The following is an 18740-nucleotide window of genomic DNA, read 5'->3' as shown; positions in this document are numbered from 1 at the left end:
CGTGGGGTGCGGAGCTGTGGGGCACGACGAAATCGTATCGACTCTTGGTCGACTTCGACAGGATCATCGTGCCCCACGGGCGAGCTCAGTCCACGTTCACAAGGTGATCCACTCGGTGCGCACCGTGACGGCATCCAGCGCATCGGCGTCAGGGGTGACGCCGATCCCCGGACCCGTGGGAACCGTGAGTGTGCCGTGCTCGACGACGAACGGCTCGGTGATGTCGCGCGAGTAGTACCGGCCGGAGCCCGAGGTGTCGCCCGGGAGGGTGAAGCCCGGGAGAGCGGCGAGGGCGACGTTCGCCGCACGCCCGATCCCCGTCTCGAGCATTCCGCCGCACCACACCGGGATGTCGTTGGCGACACAGACATCGTGGATGCGACGCGCCTCCAGGTACCCGCCGACCCGTCCCGGCTTGATGTTCACGATCGAGCACGCGCCGAGAGCGATCGCATCCGCCGCCGCCCGGGCCGACACGATCGACTCGTCGAGGCACACCGGGGTCGTGATGGCCTTCGCGAGCTGCGCATGGCCGAGCAGATCCTCCTCGTCGAGGGGCTGTTCGATCAGGAGCAGATCGAACGGGTCGAGCTTGGCGAGGTGCCGGGCGTCACCCCGGCGGTAGGCGGTATTCGCGTCGACCTGCAGCAGCACGTCGTCGCCGAACCGTTCGCGCACGGCGCGCACGGGCTCGATGTCCCAGCCGGGCTCGATCTTCAGCTTGATGCGCACATAGCCCTCGTCGAGGTAGCCGCTCACGGCACCCAGCAGTTCGGGGATCGAGTCCATGATGCCGACGGAGACGCCGCAGTCGACCCGGTCGCGCACCGCGCCGAGCTCCCGCGAGAGAGGGACGCCGGTCGCACGCAGCTCGGCGTCGAGGATCGCCAGTTCGACGGCCGCCTTCGACATGCGGTGCCCCTTGAACTTCGCCAGCGCCGGTGCCACGCCGCCGGCATCCAGGTCCTTCACCTGGGCGAGCGTCGGCAGCAGGAATCGGGTGATGACGTCGACGCTCGCCTCCACGTACTCGGAGGAGTAGAGCGGATCGTTCATCGCGACGCCCTCGCCCCAGCCTTCCGCCTCGTCGGTGACGGCGCGCACGATCAGCGCCTCGCGCACGGTCTGCACGCCGAACGACGTCCGGAACGGCGACACCAGCGGCATCTCGATCACACGCAGCTCGAATCCGGTGAGCTTCATCCCTGTTCTCCTCTGTCGATGGTGTACGCGCCGGAACGGTCGAACGAGAGCACACGCCCGCCACCCTCCAGCGATGATCCGAGCGTCTCGCGCAGCGCCAGACGCCACGCGGTGGCACGGGCCGGCTCCGTGAGTCGCAGCGACTCGATGTCGCGCGGCAGTGCCACACGCACCAGGCGCGCGTCGGTGCGATGCCGGAGCGGCCCGAGGTCTTCACCCACGCTGAGCAGCGGCTCGGCAGCGGCGATGTCCTCTCCCGCGACGGCCGGCTCCCCGTGACAGGCGGCCACGACCCGGGGATCGCGCACGTACCAGGTGACCAGCATCCGGTCGGTGTCGTCCGCACCGTTGAGGGCGTCGGCCATGTGCCCGTAGAAGTTGCGGTGATACGACGTGGGCGTCGCGGCGAGCTTCACGAGGTTGAAGTGCGCGTTTCGGCTGATCAGCGGATCGAACGTCCAGGAGATCTCATCGAGTCCCTCCTCGAGCGCCCAGGCGCGCTGGTGCACCTTCAGGGCGAAACCGACGCTGCGGCCGCGCATCCGCGACGAGACACCGGCGATGTGGCTGTGGAGGGCGCGTTGATCGGGCGCGGCGAAGAACCCGAAGCACGCGCCGACGAGCTCGTCGTGCTCGAAGGCGCCGCCCACGTAGCTGCCCGCTTTCGATAGTGCCCGCAGCGTCTCGACGTTGACCGGAGAGGCCTCGCCCTGCTTGGTCCAGATGCTCTGGAACAGCTCGGCGACACGGGCGAAGTCGTCGACCTCCGAGAGCAGTCGAATCTCCACACCCGCTTTCGCGGCGGCGGTGCTCGCGGCGTCGGAGGCTTCTGCCGGCGAGGCGCGGAAGGCCGCGGCATCCGTCATGCTCATGCCCATCCTCCGGTCGGCGCTGCGTGATCAGTCGGCGCTCCTCGCTCGACCAGGGCCGCGGCGATCAGCTCCCGCAACAGCAGGGTGCGCTCGGGGATCATCGCCACGATCACGTGTTCGTCGTCGGCGTGCGCACCACCGCCCACCGCGCCCAGACCGTCGAGAGTCGGCACCCCGAGAGCGGCGGTGAAGTTGCCGTCAGAGGCGCCTCCCACCGCGACGCCCTGGAACGGGGTGAGGCCTCGACGCTCGGCGATGGCGACGGCCTGCGAGAGCAGGTCCGCCGAGGAATCCGGTTCCAGCGGGGGGCGATTCGCACCGCCCTCCATACGGACGGAGGCGCCGGGGAGCGTGACCGGGATGGCGCGGAGTGCCGCATCCACCCGCTCCTGCTCCGCGACCGTGCGCACCCGCACATCGACCGCGAACTCCGCCTCGGCCGGCACCGTGTTCGTGGTGCTGCCGGCACGCACGAGTGTGGGAGTCACGCTGGTACCCGCCGTCGGGTCGCCGAGTCGGGCGATCGCGAGCAGCAGATGTGCCGCCTCGATCGCAGCGTTCACACCGCGCTCCGGCTCCAGTCCGGCATGGGCAGCCCTCCCGGTGACGTGAACCCGGTAGAGCGAGACGCCCTTGCGCGCGACCTTCACGGCACCCCCGTCGGCGGAGGCCTCGAGGACGAACGACGCGGCGCAGCCGATCGCCTCCTGCTCGATCAGCGCGCGCGAGCTGGGGGAGCCGAGCTCCTCGTCACCCGTGATCAGGATGCTGACGCCGGTGCGATCGGGCAGCGCCGCCACGGCGTGCAGGGCCATCACGACGCCGGTCTTCATATCGAAGCACCCGGGTCCGCGGAGCACGCCGTCGTCGATGCGGAACGGAAGCCGCTCCAGCGAACCGAGCGGCCAGACCGTGTCGTGGTGACCGAGCACGAGCACGGCCGGATGGCCGAACCGCCAACGCAGATGGGTGCGCCCGTCGAGCACGATGCGGTCCGGGGCGACCCCCAGCAGTCGTTCGCCGAGGGCGGCGACGACATCGGCGCTGCGGGCGACGGCATCGAGGTCGTCGGACGGCGACTCGCAGGAGACGAGGGTCTCGATGTCGGCCAGGACCAGGTCGAGGTCCACGTCCGCCCGCACGCTCATCACGAGACCTTCGGTGCTGCGCGGACGCCGTGGTGCAGATAGCGCTCGCCGGTGGGCAGGGAGTAGAAGACCACGGCGTGCCAGGCCTGCTCCCCCTCGGGTCGCATCACGAACTCACCGGGGCGGACGGGTACCAGCGGATGCTCCTGCACGGGGTCGGGGAGGAGCGCCGCGAGGGGGCCGTTGATCGTCGTCCGCATGCGCAGTCCGTCGTCGTCGCGGAAGATCTCGGTGCGGACGCCGGCCCGATCGTAGATGCCCTCGAACTCCGAGAAGTCGGCGGTGAAGGGCTCCTCCGGCGGCACGAGCCCCGTGGGGAGGTGCACGTCGGCGACTTCCGCGAAGATCTCGCCGAAGAGCGCGTCGTACAGGTCGCGGGTGTTCCCGCCGTTGGCGAGCAGCGTGACCGCGACCCCTTCGTCGAGCAGGATGCGCAGGAACGACGACTGTCCGATCGTGTTGCCGTCGTGGCCGACCAGCTTGCGGCCGTCCCAGTCGAAGCGGATCCAGCCGATGCCCCAGCTGTCGCCGATCGAGTACGGGTCGGGCACATCCACCTCGTGCTGCTGCATCCGCGCCACGCTGGCTTCCGAGAGCACCCGTGTGCCGTCGGCGGCGAGTCCTCCGGTGAGGTGCATTCGGGCGAACGCGAGCACATCGGCGGTGGTGGAGTTGACGAGGCCTGCGGGCCCCATCGCACGGGGGAGCATCCATGCCGGAGCGAGGACGGGCCCGTCGTCGCCGATCTCGGTGTGGCCGCTCGCGGCCCGGAACATGATGGCCTCTTCCGGGAGCGTGGAGGAATGGGTGAGTCCGAGCGGAGTGATGAGCAGGTCGCGCATGGCCTGGTCCCAGCTGGTGCCGGTGATCTTCTCGATCACGCGACCCGCGAGTACGAAGCCCGAGTTGCAGTACGACATCGTCGCACCCAGCGGGTGGTTCTGGGCGATCCCGTCCAGGAGGGTGACGTACTTCTCGAGAGTGTCGTCGCCGCGGCCGGTATCGGTGAAGACATCGCCGTCGATGCCACTGGTGTGGCTGAGCAGATGACGCATCGTCACGCGGCGGGTGACCTCGGGATCCGAGGAGGCGAACTCCGGAAGGTAGTCGACGATCGGGGCGTCGAGGTCGAGCGTGCCCTCGTCGACGAGCCGCATCACCACGGAGGCGGTCCAGACCTTCGTCATCGATCCGATCTGGAACACCGAGTCGTCGGTGGTCTCGATCCCGGTGCGCACGTTGAGTATGCCGTGATGCGCATAGACCGGTTCTTCGCCGACGCGGAGGATGCCGAGGGTCGCCCCCGGAACCTTGTGCGCCTCGGCCAGGGCGCTCAGCCGCTGCTGCCAGTGGCGGGCGTCGAGGCGGGCGCGTACGGGCTTGCCGGCCGGCGGGGCGTACTGCTCGATCCAGTCGATCACGCGCTGGGAGAAGTCGGCGCGGTGCGACGGGACTCCGGAGAGCGGGAACAGGTGCGAACCGCCGGGGTAGAGCACCAGGCGCGTCGGAACGTCGCGTTCGCGCAGGGCGGCGAACCACTGCTCGGCCTGGCCCACGGGGCAGCGGTCGTCCGCCGCGCCGTGCAGGATCAGGGTGGGCGTGGTGACCCGGTCGACCTGGGTGTATGGAGACTGCGCCGAGATGCGCTCCTCGTCGCGCCAGGGCAGTCCGCCGTTCTCCTTCGACGAGAGGTAGTGGCCGAAGTCGGACGTGCCGCCCATCGAGAACAGGTCGGTGACGACACCGCCGGCCACGGCCGCAGCGAAGCGATCGTCGCGCGAGGTGAGGTAGCAGGTCATGAAGCCGCCGTAGCTGTAGCCGGTGACGGCGAGGCGAGCCGGATCCGCGATGCCCTCGGCCACGAGCTGGTCGATCGGCTCGAGGAAGTCGTTCGCGTCGTTCACGCCCCAGCCTCCGGAGACCGCGGAGAAGAACGCGTCGCCGTAGCCGTCGCTGCCGCGCGGGTTCAGGGTGAGGATCGCCCACCCGCGGCGCGGGAGCACCTGGTGGTACGGGTGGGTGAGGTCGGCCGCGCCGTTCGAGGCGTTGTGAGGACCACCGTGGATGTCGAGCAGCAGCGGGAGTGGACCCGTCGCGTCGGGGTCGCGGCGCAGCCATCCGGTGACGACCGTGCCGTCGGAGATCGTGAACCGCCGTTCCTCGACGGGGACGAGGTCGAAGTCGGGCGTGCCGTACTCGGTGAGCACGCGCGTCGTCCCGTCGGTGAGGTCGAGGAGCGCGAGGTCGCCGAACGAGTCCGGGGTGGCGAGCACGATGGCGGCGGAGGATGCGGCGACCGACAGCCCCGATACGTTCGAGGTGCCGTCCACGAGCGACACGGCGCCCGAGCCGTCCGCTGCGACGCGGTACACGTGCGAGTAGCCGTTGTCGCGCAGGCAGAACACGATGTCACCGCCGTCCGTGAACTGCGGCATCCCGCCGGGGTAGCCCGGACCGCCCGGCATCACGTTGCGGTCGAGACCTCCCGTGATGTTCTGCGCGTCGCCGCCCTCGACCGGGAACAGCAGCAGATCCGCATTGCCGACCTCGGTGTCGGTGCGTCCGGCCGCGACGACGTGGCGACCGTCGGGGGTCCAGCCCACGGCTGTCGCCTGCACATCGGCGGCGCTGACCTGCACGGCCTCGCTGTTCGGGTCGGTGGAGGAGCGCACGAACACCGGGACCCGCATCGTCAGATCCGCGTCGTCCTCGACGCTCGCGGAGTAGGCGATCAGCATGCCGTCGGGCGACCAGAACGGCTCGGACGCGTGCGAGCGCCCGTGGGTGAGCACCGTGACCTTCCCCGAGGCGACGTCGAGCACGTGCAGCTGCTGCACGAGGGTGCCGAGGTTCCCGGCGCCGTCGGCCTTGTACCCGAGGCGATCGGTGCTGGCGGGAGCTGACCGGCGGGCGAGGATCGTCTCGGCCGCCTCGCCGGGAAGCGCCGCACTGTCGACAGGCGCGGCGAACGCGATGCGCTCGCCGTCCGGGCTCCATGCCGGAGCTCCGGCCCCGAGCGGGAGCGAGGTGAGACTGCGCGCCTCGCCGCCGGTGGCTGGGAGGAGCCAGAGCTGCGCGGGGCCGTCCTGGGCACGCAGGAACGCCAGCTGCGCGCCGTCGGGGCTCCACACCGGGGTCGAGTCGGCGGTGGCGTGGGTCAGTGCGGAGGGGGTACCCCCTGACGCGGAAACCTGCCAGAGCGCACGTGTGTCGCGGTCGCCGTCGCGGTCGGTCGTCCGCAGCACGAAGGCGATGCGGGTGCCGTCCGGAGACAGCGCCGGCTGCTCGGGCGTGCGGACGGAGAGCAGATCGTCGACGGTGACGCGGTTCATGGGAGCTCCAATCGGATGGTCAGTTCACTGTGTCCGCTGAGAGCGGGGACCGTGTTGTGGTCGTGGCCGAAACCAGGGGGATGCTTTGGGAGGTGGGCACAGTTCCGAGTGCGGCGTCGGCATGCGTCCCGGCGAAATGACAGGCAGCGCCCGCTGTGCCCGAGGGCAGGGGAGGCTCCGCGATCACGCAGATCTGACGGTCGGGTCGCGCGGCCGGACCGATCGGGCACCGCGGGTGGAAGCGGCATCCGCTGGGCGGTGCATGCGGGTCGGCCGGTTCGACATCGACGGGCGCGAGCGGATCGACCGCCAGCAGGTTCCCGTGCCGGGTGGGCGCCGCCTGGAGCAGATCCCGCGTGTACGGGTGCTGCGGGTCGGCGAGCACCTGCTCGGTGGGCCCGAACTCGACGATGCGTCCGAGGTACATCACAGCGATGTGGTCGCTGAGGTAGCGCACGACCGAGAGGTTGTGCGAGATGAACAGCATCGTGAGGTCGAGTTCGCCGCGCAGCTCCCGCACCAGGTTGAGCACCGATCCCTGCACCGACACGTCGAGCGCCGAGGTGATCTCATCGGCGATCACGACCTCGGGGCGGGCGGCGAGGGCTCTGGCCAGGGCGATGCGCTGGCGCTGCCCGCCCGAGAGCGCGGCCGGGAGCGACTGTGCGCGGTCGGCGTCGAGGCTCACCAGGTCGAGCAGGCGCGTGACCTCGGCTCGTCGGGCCGCGGCCCCGCGGATGTCGCGGGGGAGGGCCTCGGCGATGGATTCGCCGATCGTCATGCGCGGATCGAGCGAGGAGAACGGATCCTGGAACACCATCTGGAGGGGACGGCGTCGGCGGAAGCTGCGCACATCCACGCCATCGAGCGTGATCGCACCCTCACTGATCGGCGCGAGGCCGATCGCCGCGCGGGCCAACGTCGACTTGCCCGACCCCGATTCGCCGACCAGCCCGACGACGGATCCGGATGGGACCACCAGGGAGACGTCGTCGACGGCGGTGAGGCCTGCGCGATGCGTGCCGTAGCGCACGCTGACCCGATCGAAACGCAGCTCGCTCATCGCAGGACCGTCTCTTCCTCTTCTGCGGCCGTCTCATCAGCAGCCGTCTCATCAGCAGTGGTGGCGATCGTCACCGGTACCGGTGCGTCACCGCTGACCGGATGCCAGCATGCGACCCTGTGTCCTTCGTCATCCGCGACGAGCTCGGGGTCGCGCTCGCGGCAGAGCTCGGTGGCGAGCGGGCAGCGGGCGGCGAACGCGCAGCCGACGGGGAAGGCCCCGGGTGCCGGGGGTCGACCGGGGATCATCTTGAGCGGCTCGCTGCGGTCGGCGTCGAGCTCGGGCACGACCTCGAGCAGGGCCCGGGTGTACGGGTGCCTGGCCTCGGTGTGCAGGGTCGCCGCAGGCAGGTCTTCGACGATGCGGCCCGCGTACATCACGAGCACGCGGTCGCAGGTCTGCGCGACCACGGCGATGTCGTGGCTGATCAGCAGGATCGCCGCATCGGTGTCGCGCCGCACGCCCGCGAGCAACTGCAGCACCTGCCGCTGCACGGTCACATCGAGTGCGGTGGTCGGCTCGTCAGCGATGATCAGCCGGGGGTGGTTCATGAGCCCCATGGCGATCATGGCGCGCTGCCGCATGCCGCCGGAGAACTCGTGCGGGTATTGGCGGGCTCGGCGCGCAGCCGCGGGCACCCGTACCGACTGCAGCCGCTCGATCGCCCGGTCCATGGCCTGCTTCCGGGTGATGTCCTGGTGCTCGGAGGAGGCTTCGGCGAGCTGCGATCCGATGCGCCTGGTCGGGTTGAACGAGGTCATCGGATCTTGGAAGACCATCGCGAGCGAGGTGCCGAGCAGGCTCCGCACGGCACGGTCGGACGTGGTCATCAGCGGGGTGCCGCAGAAGTCCAGCCGTGCTGCGGCGACGTGGCCCGGGCGCTCGATGAGGCGGGCGGCCGCGAGCGCGGTGAGGCTCTTGCCCGATCCGGACTCGCCGACGACGCCGATCGCCTCTCCGCGCGAGACCGTGAACGAGACGCCCCGCACCGGGGTGACCCATCCGGAGGGGGTCGGGAAGGAGACGCGCAGGTCGTCGACGAGGAGCACCACTTCTTCACCGTCGACCTGCGCGGGCTGGGTGGCTCCGGGCGTGCTCGCACCAGGCGTGCTCGCGGCGGAGAGCGCGATGGCGGGGAGACGGTGGCGGCGCCGGGCCGATCGTCCGCCCAAGGCGGCGGCGGCGGTCTCGCCGAGGAGGTTGAATGCGAGACCGGCGATCACGACGGCCACGGCGGGTCCGAGAGCTGCCGCCGGGTTCAGGTAGATGCGGTTCAAGCCCTCGCCGAGCAGACGGCCCCAGTCGTATTCGGGTACCTGCACGCCGAGGCCGAGGAACGACAGGCCCGCGAAGGCGAGCAGCGCCGAGCCGGCCGCCACGGTGGCGTTCACGATGAGGGGTTCGCCGATGTTGGGCAGGATGTGCCGGATCAGGATGCGCACGCGCGAGACCCCGGCCACCTGCGCGGCGGAGATGAAGTCGCGACCTGCGATCGCGGCCGACAGGGTCTGGGTGAGGCGGGCGAACTGCGGGGCCATCGCGAAGCCGATCGCGAGCACGGCGCCCGTGGAGCCGACGCCGAAGATGACCGCGAAGAACAGGGCGAGCAGGAGGCCGGGGAACGCGACCGCGATGTTCACGAAGCCGACGATCGGGCGTCCGAGCCACCGCGGGAGCACGGACGGCGCCGTACCGAGGAGCGTTCCGGCGACCACGCCGATGATCACGGCGATCACCGCGAGCACCACCGAGAGCCGGGTGGCGACCAGCACACGGGCGAGCACGTCGCGTCCGAGGGTGTCGGTGCCCAGGAGGTGCTCGGCGCTGGGTCCCTGGGTGATCGCGGCCGGGTTCACCTGCTCGGCCTGCGCACCCCAGATGATCGGGGCGAAGATCGCGCCGAGGGTGACGAGCAGCATCAGGGCGAGAGCCGTGATCCCGAGCGGTGAACGGACGATGCCCGACCATGCGGTACGTGCCGACATCATGCCTCCCTGATGGTGGATCGAGGATCGAGGAGCGCGAGGATCACGTCGATCACGAGGTTCACGATGAGTACACCGACGCCGTACACGAGCACGATGCCCTGCACGACCGAGTAGTCCTTGGTGAGGATCGACTGCACGATCATGGTGCCCAAGCCCGGCCAGGCGAAGACGTTCTCGACCAGCACGGTGCCGGCGACCATGCCCGTCAGGAGCAGGCCGGTCAGGGTCAGGGTCGCGGTCATCGCGTTCGGCAGCGCGTGGCGGGAGTAGATGCGGTGCGGGGCGAGTCGCTTGGCCCGTGCGGTGCGGATGAAGTCCTGGCCGAGCACCGAGAGCACCTCGACCCGGATGATGCGCGAGAACACGGCGATGGGGCCGACCGCGAGCGCCACCACGGGGAGGACGAGCGAGAGCGGGGCGGTGTTGCCGGCTACCGGGAACCAGCCCAGCGACACCGCGAACACGTAGACGAGGCCGACGGCGAGGAGGAATTCGGGGATGGCGGCGAGGATGACCGAGCCGGTCGCGAACGCCAGCTCCAGGCCGCGTCGCCGACCGCCGCGGGTGGCCACGGCCATCGTCACCCCGAGGGGGACCGAGACGAGCAGCACCAGCACGACCGCGAGCAATGCGAGTTGCAGGGTCGCGGGGAGCCGGGTGGCGATGATCTCGGACACCGGCTGGCTGGTGATCATCGACGTGCCCATGTCGCCGGTGAACAGGCCCCCGATGTAGCGGAAGTACTGCACGATGAGCGGCTGGTCGAGGCCGAGAGCCGCGCGTCGGGCCTCCACGAGCTCGGCCGGGGCGTTCAGCCCGAGGGCTGCGCGCACCGGATCGCCCGGTACGAGGTGGATCATGAGGAAGGCAGCCGTGACCAGCACCCACACCGAGAGCAGGAACTGCCCTCCGCGCCGGACCAGGAAGGACACCCAGGGGTTGTCCGACCGTGCGGATCTGATCAGTATCGCCTGCGTGGCGGTGGTGCTGGCCATCGGCTGTCTCCGGTCTCGGTCTACTCGTACATGCGGATCGACGTGGGGTCGATGCCGTCGCCCTCGGTGAACGTCGACTTGGTCGCGAAGGTCGAGCGGGTGATGTTCGCGTAGGGGACGACGCTGGTGGTCTCGAACAGCGCTTCCTCCGCGGCGGCCCAGTCATCGCAGCCCTCGTCGCCGGCCTTGGCGGAGGCCGCCGTGACAGCCGCGGTGTAGTCGGCGTTGTCGATGGAGGCGAAGTTGGTGCCGTCCGGGGCTGTCGGTCCCGAGTAGAAGGGCACGAGCATGCTCGGCAGCGAGACGGTCAGCGGCGCGGCCGAGATGTCCCAGTCGCCGGTCGAGAACAGGACCTCGCTGAGGGTCGGCGAGTCGACGGCGGTGACGCTGATGTCGACGCCGAGCTTCTTCCATGCCGCCTGGGCGAGTTCTGCTGCCGCGTTGCCGGCGTCTCCGAGCTGGGAGGAGTAGATCATCCGCAGGGTGAGCGTCTCCCCGTCTTTCGCACGCACCCCGTCGGATCCGGCCTTCCAGCCGGCGCCGTCGAGTGCTGCGGCGGCCGCATCGACGTCGAGTTCGGGAAGATGCCCGGAGACGGTGTCGGCGCGGCACGGGTTCGGGGAGATCGTCACGAGCCCGGTGGGGACGGTGGCGTTACCGCTGCCGATGACCTGGCGCATCTGTTCGAGGTCGACCGCCTGCATCAGGGCGTCGCGCACCGCCTGGTCCGCGGTCGGCCGGCCCTCGGCCTGGTTGAAGGTGAACGAGCCACCCGGCGTCTCGAGGTCGGTGTGGAAGAGCCCGGCGCTCTCCACTCTGGCGCGGTCGGGGCCGATGATCAGGGCCGAGTTGACCTCGCCCGACAGCAGCAGGTTCGTCGCCGTGGTCTCGTTCGGCACGACGCGGAACACCACGGTGTCGGGGAGGCCCTTCTGCTTCGGGTCCCAGTCATCGGGGCCCCACGCAAAGTCTTCCCGCCGCGTGAGCGTGTACTGGCTGTTGGGGGCGATCTCGGTCATGGTGAACATGCCGGTGGCGCCTTCGCCCTTGGCGAGCGCGTCCGGGTCGTCGAGCACCGAGGCGCAGACGATCGAGATGCTGCCGATGTTCTCGATCAGGAACGAGTCGGGGCGACCGCTGGTGACGGTGACCGTACCGGCGGCGTCGTCGCCCACGGCGCTCGTACCCGGCTGCACCTGCAGCCCGACCAGCGGGGAGGCGTTGGCCGGGTCGCCGATGTGGGTGATGTTCGCCGCGACGTCGGAGGCTGTCAGCGGCGTGCCGTCCTCACAGGTGAGGCCGTCGCGCAGCGTGAAGGTCGCCGTGGTCGTGTCGGCCTCCCACGAGTCGGCGAGGCCGGAGGCGATCGTGCCGTCTTCCCTCACCTCGAGGAGCCGCGCGTACAGGAAGCGGTCGATGGAGCGGGCGACCGACATCACGGTGATGAACGGGTCGAGGCTCCCCGGATCGGTGGAGATCACCGAGGTGAAGGTCTTGCCGTCGGCGAGGACGCCGTCGGCACCGTCGCCTCCACTCGGCGGAGCGCTTGCGGCGCAGGATGTCAGGGCGAGCGCCGCAGCGCCCAGCAGCGCGATCAGCGGGGTACGAGAACGCATCAGAAGCCTCCAGCAGTGTTCGGGATGGTGCAGGTGGGTGGTGCAGGGGGAGTGCGGGTCAGGCGGTCTGCGCGCGCAGGTGCTCGACCGCGGCGAAAGCGGCGCGTCCGATCGAGGCGTCGACGAGCGGCTGCCGGTCGACGAGTGAGTCGGCCCGGGTGAACACCGCCACCGCGTACTGACGACCGTCGGGATAGGTGACGACGCCGGCCTCGTTGCGCCAGCTGGGGAGCGTGCCGGTCTTCGCGGCGATGCGCACCTCTCCCGGGAATCCGGAGGTCAGCCGATGCGGCCAGATCTGCAGCGCCATGATGTCGCGCGCCTGTCGGCAGGCCTCGGCGGAGGCTGCGGTGTCGGTCCACAGGGCGTTCAGCAGAGTCGTCACGTCGCGTGGTGTCGAGTGCGACGTGCGCAGCGGCTGGACGGCGTCGAGCGCGAGGATCTGCTCCGCGGTCGCCTCGGTGAACAGGTCGTCCAGATCGCTGTCGGCCGCCCCGCCCAGATCGGCGATCACCGAGGCGAACAGGTCTTCGCAGCATCCGATGAGGCGTGTGCCGCGCAGCTCCAGATCGGCGATGACGCGGTTCACGGCCTCGGCTCCGAGCCGGTGGTAGATGACGTCGGTCGCCGCGTTGTCGCTCATCGTCATCATGTTCAGGGCGAGGTCGCGCCAGCTGACCTCGACGTCGTCGGCGAATCCGGCCGTGCCCACTCCGCCGATGCGGTAGCGCGCCGTCACGGTCGTGCGCTCCGTGGGGTCGAGTTCGCCGTCGGCGACTGCACGGACGAAGGCGGTGAGCACCAGGATCTTGAAGACCGAGGCGAGCACCACCGGCTCGTCGGCCCCGACCGTCACCTCGGGGCCGATGTCCACGCCGATCTCCCGCGCATGCAGGAAGCCCGTGGCTCCCGCATCCGCGAAGATCTCGGCGATCGACGCGATCGACGCGGTCGTCTCCGGCGCCGTGGCCGCGACCGTGCTCACGCGTCGACCCGGCGGTCGGCGCGTCCTGTGTGCAGGTACAGGGCGCGTCCGCTGCCGTCGTCGCCGACGAACGCGTGCGGCATGTGCATGCCGTTCTGCGGCTCGCGGGGGAGCAGGGTGTCGCCCGCCCAGCCGACGAGTTCGACCGGCTCGGGAGCCGGACCCAGTTCGGCGAAGATCCCCTTCATGGTGCGTTCGAGCCAGATGCGGCCCTGGTCGTCGACCCGCACCGTCGAGTCGGAGACAGACGACGAGTAGGTGCCGAGGATCCGCTCGAGGTCGATCGCGACCGGAGACTCCGGAACCGAAGGCAGCGCAGGGACCGTGACGCCCGCGAGAGCCGCGAGCACCTTCGACGTGATCGCGTGGTACGCGTCGACCGTGCGTCCGCCGTTCGTGAGGACGGCCACCGCGACCCCCGCGCCCGGGACCATCCGCAGGAACGCGTTCTGGCCGATCGTGCCGCCGTCGTGCCCGATCACGGGTCCGCCGTCCCAGTCGAAGATCTCCCAGCCGAGGCCCCACGCATCGCCCATCAGGCCGAGTTCGGGGAGGTCGATCTGTCGCTCCTGCATCGCCCGCACGCTCTGTTCCGAGAGCGCACGCGTGCCATCGGGGGCGACGCCGCCGTCCAGGTGCATGCGGGCGTAGCTCACCAGGTCGCGCGCCGTCATGGCGAGCATCGAACCGGCCGGCGCGTTCGAGCGCACGAGGCTCCACACCGGCGCCGCAACCGGCTCATCGCTGCCCTCGGCGGGGATGTGCCCCAGCGCCGCGCGGAACATGATCGCCTCCGCGGCCGTGGTGGCCACGTGGGTGAGCCCCAGCGGAGCAGCGAGGTGCGTGCGCAGCGCCTGATCGTACGACGTGCCGCGCAGCACCTCGACGATGCGACCGAGCACCACGAACGCGGCGTTGTTGTACGAGAAGCGCTCGCCGGGGGCGAAGAGCTGCGGGGCGTCGGCGATCGTCGCGAGGTACTTCTCCACCGCGTCGTCGCCGACCCCGGTGTCGTTGAACAGGTCGCCCTCGAACCCGCTCACATGGCTGAGCAGCTGGCGGGTGGTGATCGCGCTCGCCGCCGTGTCGTCGCCGATCGCGAACGCGGGCACGGTGTCGCGTACCGGGGCGTCGAGGTCGAGCAACCCCTCGTCGACGAGCTGCATGATGAGCGTCGCGGTCCAGGTCTTCGTGATCGAGCCGATCTGGAAGACCGAGTCTTCATCGGCTTCGACGCCGGTGTTGCGATTGAGGATCCCGGCGGCGGTGGTGAAGATCTCGCCACCGGCCAGGATCGCGACGGATGCTGCAGGGATATGCGCGTCGGCCAGCATCGTGGGAAGGTTCTCCCGCACCCAGCTGCCGATTTCGTTCAGGTCGGACACGTGCGCTCCTCTTCGTCGAGTGGGCCGTCGTCTTCGGGCGACGGCGATGGGGCCGAGACTATTCGCGCGATCCGTCTACTCGTTGGTGTCCGGCGACGAGACTTGCGCAGGCCTTGGTGCGCCCGGACGAAGGATCGGCGGGTCAGCGGCGCCGCACGGCCCGCATACCCACATGGAGTAGCTCGGGACCGCCCTCCGCAGCGCCGAGCACGCGTCCCACGGCCTGGTCCGTGTCGGTGATCAGGGCGCCGTCGGCACGCACACGAAGCCGCAGCGGCGGGCGCGCGGGGATGCCGAGGGCCGCGATGTCCTCACGCAGCACCATCGCGAACTCGAGCGCATCGTCGACACGGCCCACGTCATAGCGCCACTGCCCGGCGTCGTAGGTGCCGACCAGCTCATCGAGCCTCTCCGTCGGCTGCAGCTCCGCCGTCTCGGCGGACTTCTCGATGCCGCGCAGCTGTGTGAAGCACCAGTCCACGACCTTCGTCCCGAGGGCCTTGCCGCTGCCGCTGTTGCTCAGCACGGTGACGGCCAGGTCTTCATCCGGAGCGAGCACGAATTCGCTCAGTTGCGTGTCGGAGATGTTTCCCCCGTGCATCACGACCCGGGCCGAGCCGTGCCGGGCGAGCAGCCAAGGCAGCCCGATCGCGTCGATGGGCGGACCCGCGGCGAGGTGGGGCTGCTGCATCAGGAGTCTCGTCGCCTCGGTCACGGGAGTCGCACCCTCGGACTCGCCGCGCATCTGAAAGCGGGCGTAGGTGAGCTGGTCGCGCACCGACGACGCGATGCCGCCCTCGGCCGCGATGTCGCGTGTCAGCGGCCAGTGCGGGAACGTGGTCATCGCTCCGTCCGCATCGGGCACGTGGCCGACGGCATGCGGGCGCGCGATCACGTCCCACGGGAAGTAGAACGTCTCGGACATCCCCAACGGATCGAGGACGATGCGCTGCACCGCCTGCTCGAACGTCTCGCCCGTGACCTTCTCGATCACACGACCCAGCAGGCGGATGCCGGCATTGCTGTACGAGGCGATCGTGCCGGGCGCGAAGAACTGCGGGAGGCCGGAGAAGGTCGCCACATTGCGGGCGAGGGCGTCATCGTCCCAGCCCGGATGATCGTCCGCGTCGCCCAGGAAGCCGCCGGAGTGCGTGAGGAGGTGCCGGATGCGCAGCGCCGCGAGCGCCTCGTCGTCGGCGAGCCGGAAGTCGGGGAGCACGTCGACCACACGGGTGTCGAGGTCGAGTGCCCCGTTCTCGATCAGGTGCATCGCGACGGTCCCCGTGAAGGTCTTGGAGGTCGAGCCGATCTGGAACAGCGTGCGCTCCGTCACCGCGGCGCCGGTGTCGACTGCGGCGACGCCGGTCGTCGCGATGATCTCCCGGTCTCCGTCGACCACACCGACCACCGCGCCGGGGACGCCCAGCTCTGCGGCCGCGGCATCCAGGAAGTCCTGCAGGTCGTCGCCCATCATGCATCCCCTCGTACGGCGCGCCCCGGCAGGGCCGTGGGCACGATCTCGCCTTCGTGCACGACGCGAGTGCCGTGCACGTACAGCTCCCTCACGCCCTGCGACGGTCGGGTCGCGTCGGCGTAGGTCGCTCTGTCGGTCAGCGTCGTCGGGTCGATCACCACGAGGTCGGCATCCGCTCCGACCGCGAGATGCCCCTTGCCGCGCATACCCGTCGACACCTCGTCGAGAACCCGCGCGGGCAGGAACGAGCAGCGGCGGAAGGCTTCGAGCCAGCTCCACGTGCCACTCTCGAGAACCATGAGCCGCAGCGACTTCGCGAACGTCCCCGCGGTGCGTGGATGCGTGTGACCGCCGGCGGGGAGCGGCCAGTCGCGCTGCTCGTACACGGTCCGTCCGTCGCTCGCGGTCCACGAGATCGGCATCGCATCGCTCGCCACGATCGAATCGGGATAGGCCAGGGCGCGGTGCAGGTGCGCGCGGCCGAACGGATCGGCCTCGTCGAGGAAGGTCACGATGCAGGTGGCGCCGGGATCGGTCGCCCGCACTTCGCGCAGGCGGGTCTCGTCGGCGATGCGCTCGCCGGTGTCGACCAGCACCAGCGAGCTCGGGGTGATGCCGAGTCCTGCGAGCTTCTCGGGGGCGAGGAAGAACGCGCCGATCGCCGTGCTGCCGGCGCCGTAGGGGTAGGCCTCGACGGTGACGCGCGAACCGGCGGCGCGGCTGCGATCGAGCAGGCCCAGTACGCGGTCGATGTGGCGCAGCGAAGTGCTGTTCACATGGCAGTGGTGCATCGCGGCCCCGGTCTCGGCGGCGGCGCGCACGAGCTCCTCCGAGCCGTCGATCGGCGTGCGGGGGTCGGCTTCGATCAGCTCGCGCACGTGCGTGAAGGTCGGAGCGTGCGCGGCGGCGGCCAGGCGGGAGAGGTCGAGGTACTCGCCCGGGTCGGAGCGTGGCGCGTAGCCCATGAGCACCCCGATGCCGAGTGCGCCGGCGCCGAGTTCGTCCTCCAGCAGGCCCAGCCAGCGACGGCGTTCGGTGGGGGAGGAGGACCGCTGCCAGTCCGGCTTCCCGAGCAGATCCATCGACGCGGTGAAGTCGGCGACGGGAACCCGGTCGAGGTGCGCATACGCCCGTGCCTGCGACCAGGACGCCGAGAAGCCGTAGTTCAGCGGTCGACCGTCGGCCGCTGCGCGAGCGAGGGCCTCGGCGATCGGCATGAGTCCGGCTTCGAGGTCGAGGGCGGTGGTCACGCCGTCCATCGCCTGCAGCCGCTGACCCGCGATCGAGTGCACGTGGCTGTGCAGGTCGACGAAGCCGGGGCCGACGATGAGTCCCGTGGCATCCACCACCTCGGCGTCGGGCGGGGCCGCGAGCCCGTCGCCGAGTGCGGCCACGCGACCGTCGGCGATCAGGAGGTCGGTGATCCGGTCGGTTTCCGTCTTCGGGTCGATGACGCGCCCGCCGCGCAGCAGAGTGTCCACGCTGTCACCCTGCCATGCGGGAGAGGAGCGTTCCGGTGCCGCTCGACGAAACAGGGTGGTCGTTCCGGTGCCGGCGCACAACCCGATCTGCGGGAGACCGATCACCGAGTGGTGCACGCTCTCGCGCCGACAGACATAATGTAGTGGGGATGTGACCGTGCACACGCAAGGAGGCAAGTGATGTCCACCGCCTCCGAGCGTGCGCGGCTGCCGAGTATCCGCGACGTCGCCCGGCTCGCCGGGGTCTCGCATCAGACCGTCTCCCGCGTGCTCAACGATCATCCGAGCATCCGGCCCGAGACGAAGGCCAAGGTCCTCGATGCGATCTCGGTGCTCGACTACCGCCCGAACCTCGCCGCCCGCGCGCTCGTCACCAGCAAGTCGAACATGCTGGGCATCCTGTCCGCGACGATCGGGGAGTTCGGTCCCACGTCGTCCATCGCCGGCATCGAGGATGCGGCGCGCGAAGAGGGCTATTCGGTCTCGACCCTGAACCTCGCCGACACCACACCCGAGGCGATCGGGAATGCGGTGCGCCAGCTCTCGCGTGAGCAGGCCGACGGCATCGTGGTGCTGGCCCCGCAGGTGCGGGTGTTCCATGTCCTGCGCGGCATGTCGGTGGATATGCCGTTCGTGACGCTGCAGACCGCGTCGGGATCGGATGGCGTGAGTCTGTCGGCCGACCAGGTGGCGGGTGCCAAGGCGGCGACGGAGCACCTGATCTCGCTCGGTCACAGCGACATCCTGCATCTGGCCGGGCCTCAGGACTGGATCGAGGCCGAGTCGCGCATGCGCGGCTACCTCGATGGACTGCGCGAGGCCGATCTGCCGACATTCCCCCCGATCCGCGGCGACTGGACCGCGGACTTCGGCTACTTCGCCGGCAAGGAGCTCTCGCTCCGCCGGGACTTCACGGCGGTGTTCGCCGCGAACGACCTGATGGCGATCGGGCTGATGCACGGGTTCCGCGACGCGGGGGTGCGGGTTCCGCACGACGTGAGCGTGATCGGGTTCGACGACATCCCGGTCGCAGCGCACGTGGCGCCGACCCTCAGCACCGTGCACCAGGACTTCCCCGAACTCGGTCGCCGGGCGGTACGGATACTGCTCGCACAGATCCGCGGCGAGCAGGTGCCGGAGTTCGGCCCGCTGCAGACGATCCTGCGTGCACGCGAATCCGCTGCGGCCCGATAGCAGT

Annotated in this window: 13 protein-coding genes; 1 reads left to right on the top strand and 12 read right to left on the bottom strand. The window is 70.2% G+C overall.

Going from position 1 to position 18740, the window contains the following annotated elements; genetic code table 11:
* Positions 1–96 precede the first annotated feature (96 nt).
* From menC to ACFVWL_RS00810, 12 genes are all read right to left on the bottom strand, one after another.
* Positions 97–1203 (bottom strand): o-succinylbenzoate synthase, encoded by a 1107-nt coding sequence (menC, locus tag ACFVWL_RS00865; RefSeq protein ID WP_387177431.1) that lies wholly within the window; start codon positions 1201–1203, stop codon positions 97–99.
* The gene (locus ACFVWL_RS00860; RefSeq protein ID WP_387177429.1) at positions 1200–2075 is read right to left on the bottom strand and encodes a GNAT family N-acetyltransferase; all 876 of its coding nucleotides are present in this window, start codon (positions 2073–2075) and stop codon (positions 1200–1202) included. Before ACFVWL_RS00860 ends, menC begins: the two co-directional genes overlap by 4 nt.
* A complete protein-coding gene (locus tag ACFVWL_RS00855; protein WP_387177427.1) occupies positions 2072–3223 on the bottom strand; it encodes a M20 family metallopeptidase in 1152 nt (383 codons plus the stop codon). Before ACFVWL_RS00855 ends, ACFVWL_RS00860 begins: the two co-directional genes overlap by 4 nt.
* Positions 3223–6555 carry a serine hydrolase gene (locus ACFVWL_RS00850; RefSeq protein ID WP_387177425.1) on the bottom strand — a complete coding sequence of 1111 codons (3333 nt, stop codon included), beginning with the start codon at positions 6553–6555 and terminating at the stop codon, positions 3223–3225. The genes ACFVWL_RS00855 and ACFVWL_RS00850 overlap by 1 nt, the downstream gene beginning before the upstream one ends.
* Before the next feature lie 19 nt (positions 6556–6574).
* Complete coding sequence (locus ACFVWL_RS00845) at positions 6575–7618, bottom strand: ABC transporter ATP-binding protein (protein WP_387177423.1); 1044 nt, start codon at positions 7616–7618, stop codon at positions 6575–6577.
* Entirely contained in the window at positions 7615–9603 is a 1989-nt protein-coding gene (locus tag ACFVWL_RS00840) for a dipeptide/oligopeptide/nickel ABC transporter permease/ATP-binding protein (protein ID WP_387177421.1), read from the bottom strand. The genes ACFVWL_RS00845 and ACFVWL_RS00840 overlap by 4 nt, the downstream gene beginning before the upstream one ends.
* Positions 9603–10601 (bottom strand): ABC transporter permease, encoded by a 999-nt coding sequence (locus ACFVWL_RS00835; RefSeq protein ID WP_387177419.1) that lies wholly within the window; start codon positions 10599–10601, stop codon positions 9603–9605. The genes ACFVWL_RS00840 and ACFVWL_RS00835 overlap by 1 nt, the downstream gene beginning before the upstream one ends.
* 20 nt (positions 10602–10621) lie before the next feature.
* Entirely contained in the window at positions 10622–12217 is a 1596-nt protein-coding gene (locus ACFVWL_RS00830; protein ID WP_387177417.1) for an ABC transporter substrate-binding protein, read from the bottom strand.
* A gap of 58 nt (positions 12218–12275) precedes the next feature.
* Positions 12276–13202, bottom strand: coding sequence for a serine hydrolase (locus ACFVWL_RS00825; RefSeq protein ID WP_387177415.1), 927 nt, complete (start codon positions 13200–13202; stop codon positions 12276–12278).
* Positions 13199–14587, bottom strand: a complete 1389-nt coding sequence (locus ACFVWL_RS00820; RefSeq protein ID WP_387177413.1) for a serine hydrolase domain-containing protein — start codon at positions 14585–14587, stop codon at positions 13199–13201. The genes ACFVWL_RS00825 and ACFVWL_RS00820 overlap by 4 nt, the downstream gene beginning before the upstream one ends.
* Positions 14588–14729: 142 nt before the next feature.
* Positions 14730–16061 (bottom strand): serine hydrolase domain-containing protein, encoded by a 1332-nt coding sequence (locus ACFVWL_RS00815; protein ID WP_387177411.1) that lies wholly within the window; start codon positions 16059–16061, stop codon positions 14730–14732.
* Positions 16058–17794, bottom strand: coding sequence for an amidohydrolase family protein (locus ACFVWL_RS00810; RefSeq protein WP_387177409.1), 1737 nt, complete (start codon positions 17792–17794; stop codon positions 16058–16060). Before ACFVWL_RS00810 ends, ACFVWL_RS00815 begins: the two co-directional genes overlap by 4 nt.
* Here ACFVWL_RS00810 and ACFVWL_RS00805 point away from each other — a divergent pair.
* Positions 17723–18736 (top strand): LacI family DNA-binding transcriptional regulator, encoded by a 1014-nt coding sequence (locus ACFVWL_RS00805; protein ID WP_387177407.1) that lies wholly within the window; start codon positions 17723–17725, stop codon positions 18734–18736. The genes ACFVWL_RS00810 and ACFVWL_RS00805 overlap by 72 nt on opposite strands.
* Positions 18737–18740: the final 4 nt, after the last annotated feature.

Source organism: Microbacterium sp. NPDC058269 (genome assembly GCF_042881445.1).
Lineage (GTDB): Bacteria > Actinomycetota > Actinomycetes > Actinomycetales > Microbacteriaceae > Microbacterium.
Note: the sequence above shows the minus strand (reverse complement) of the source record. Positions and strands in the feature narration are given on the sequence as shown.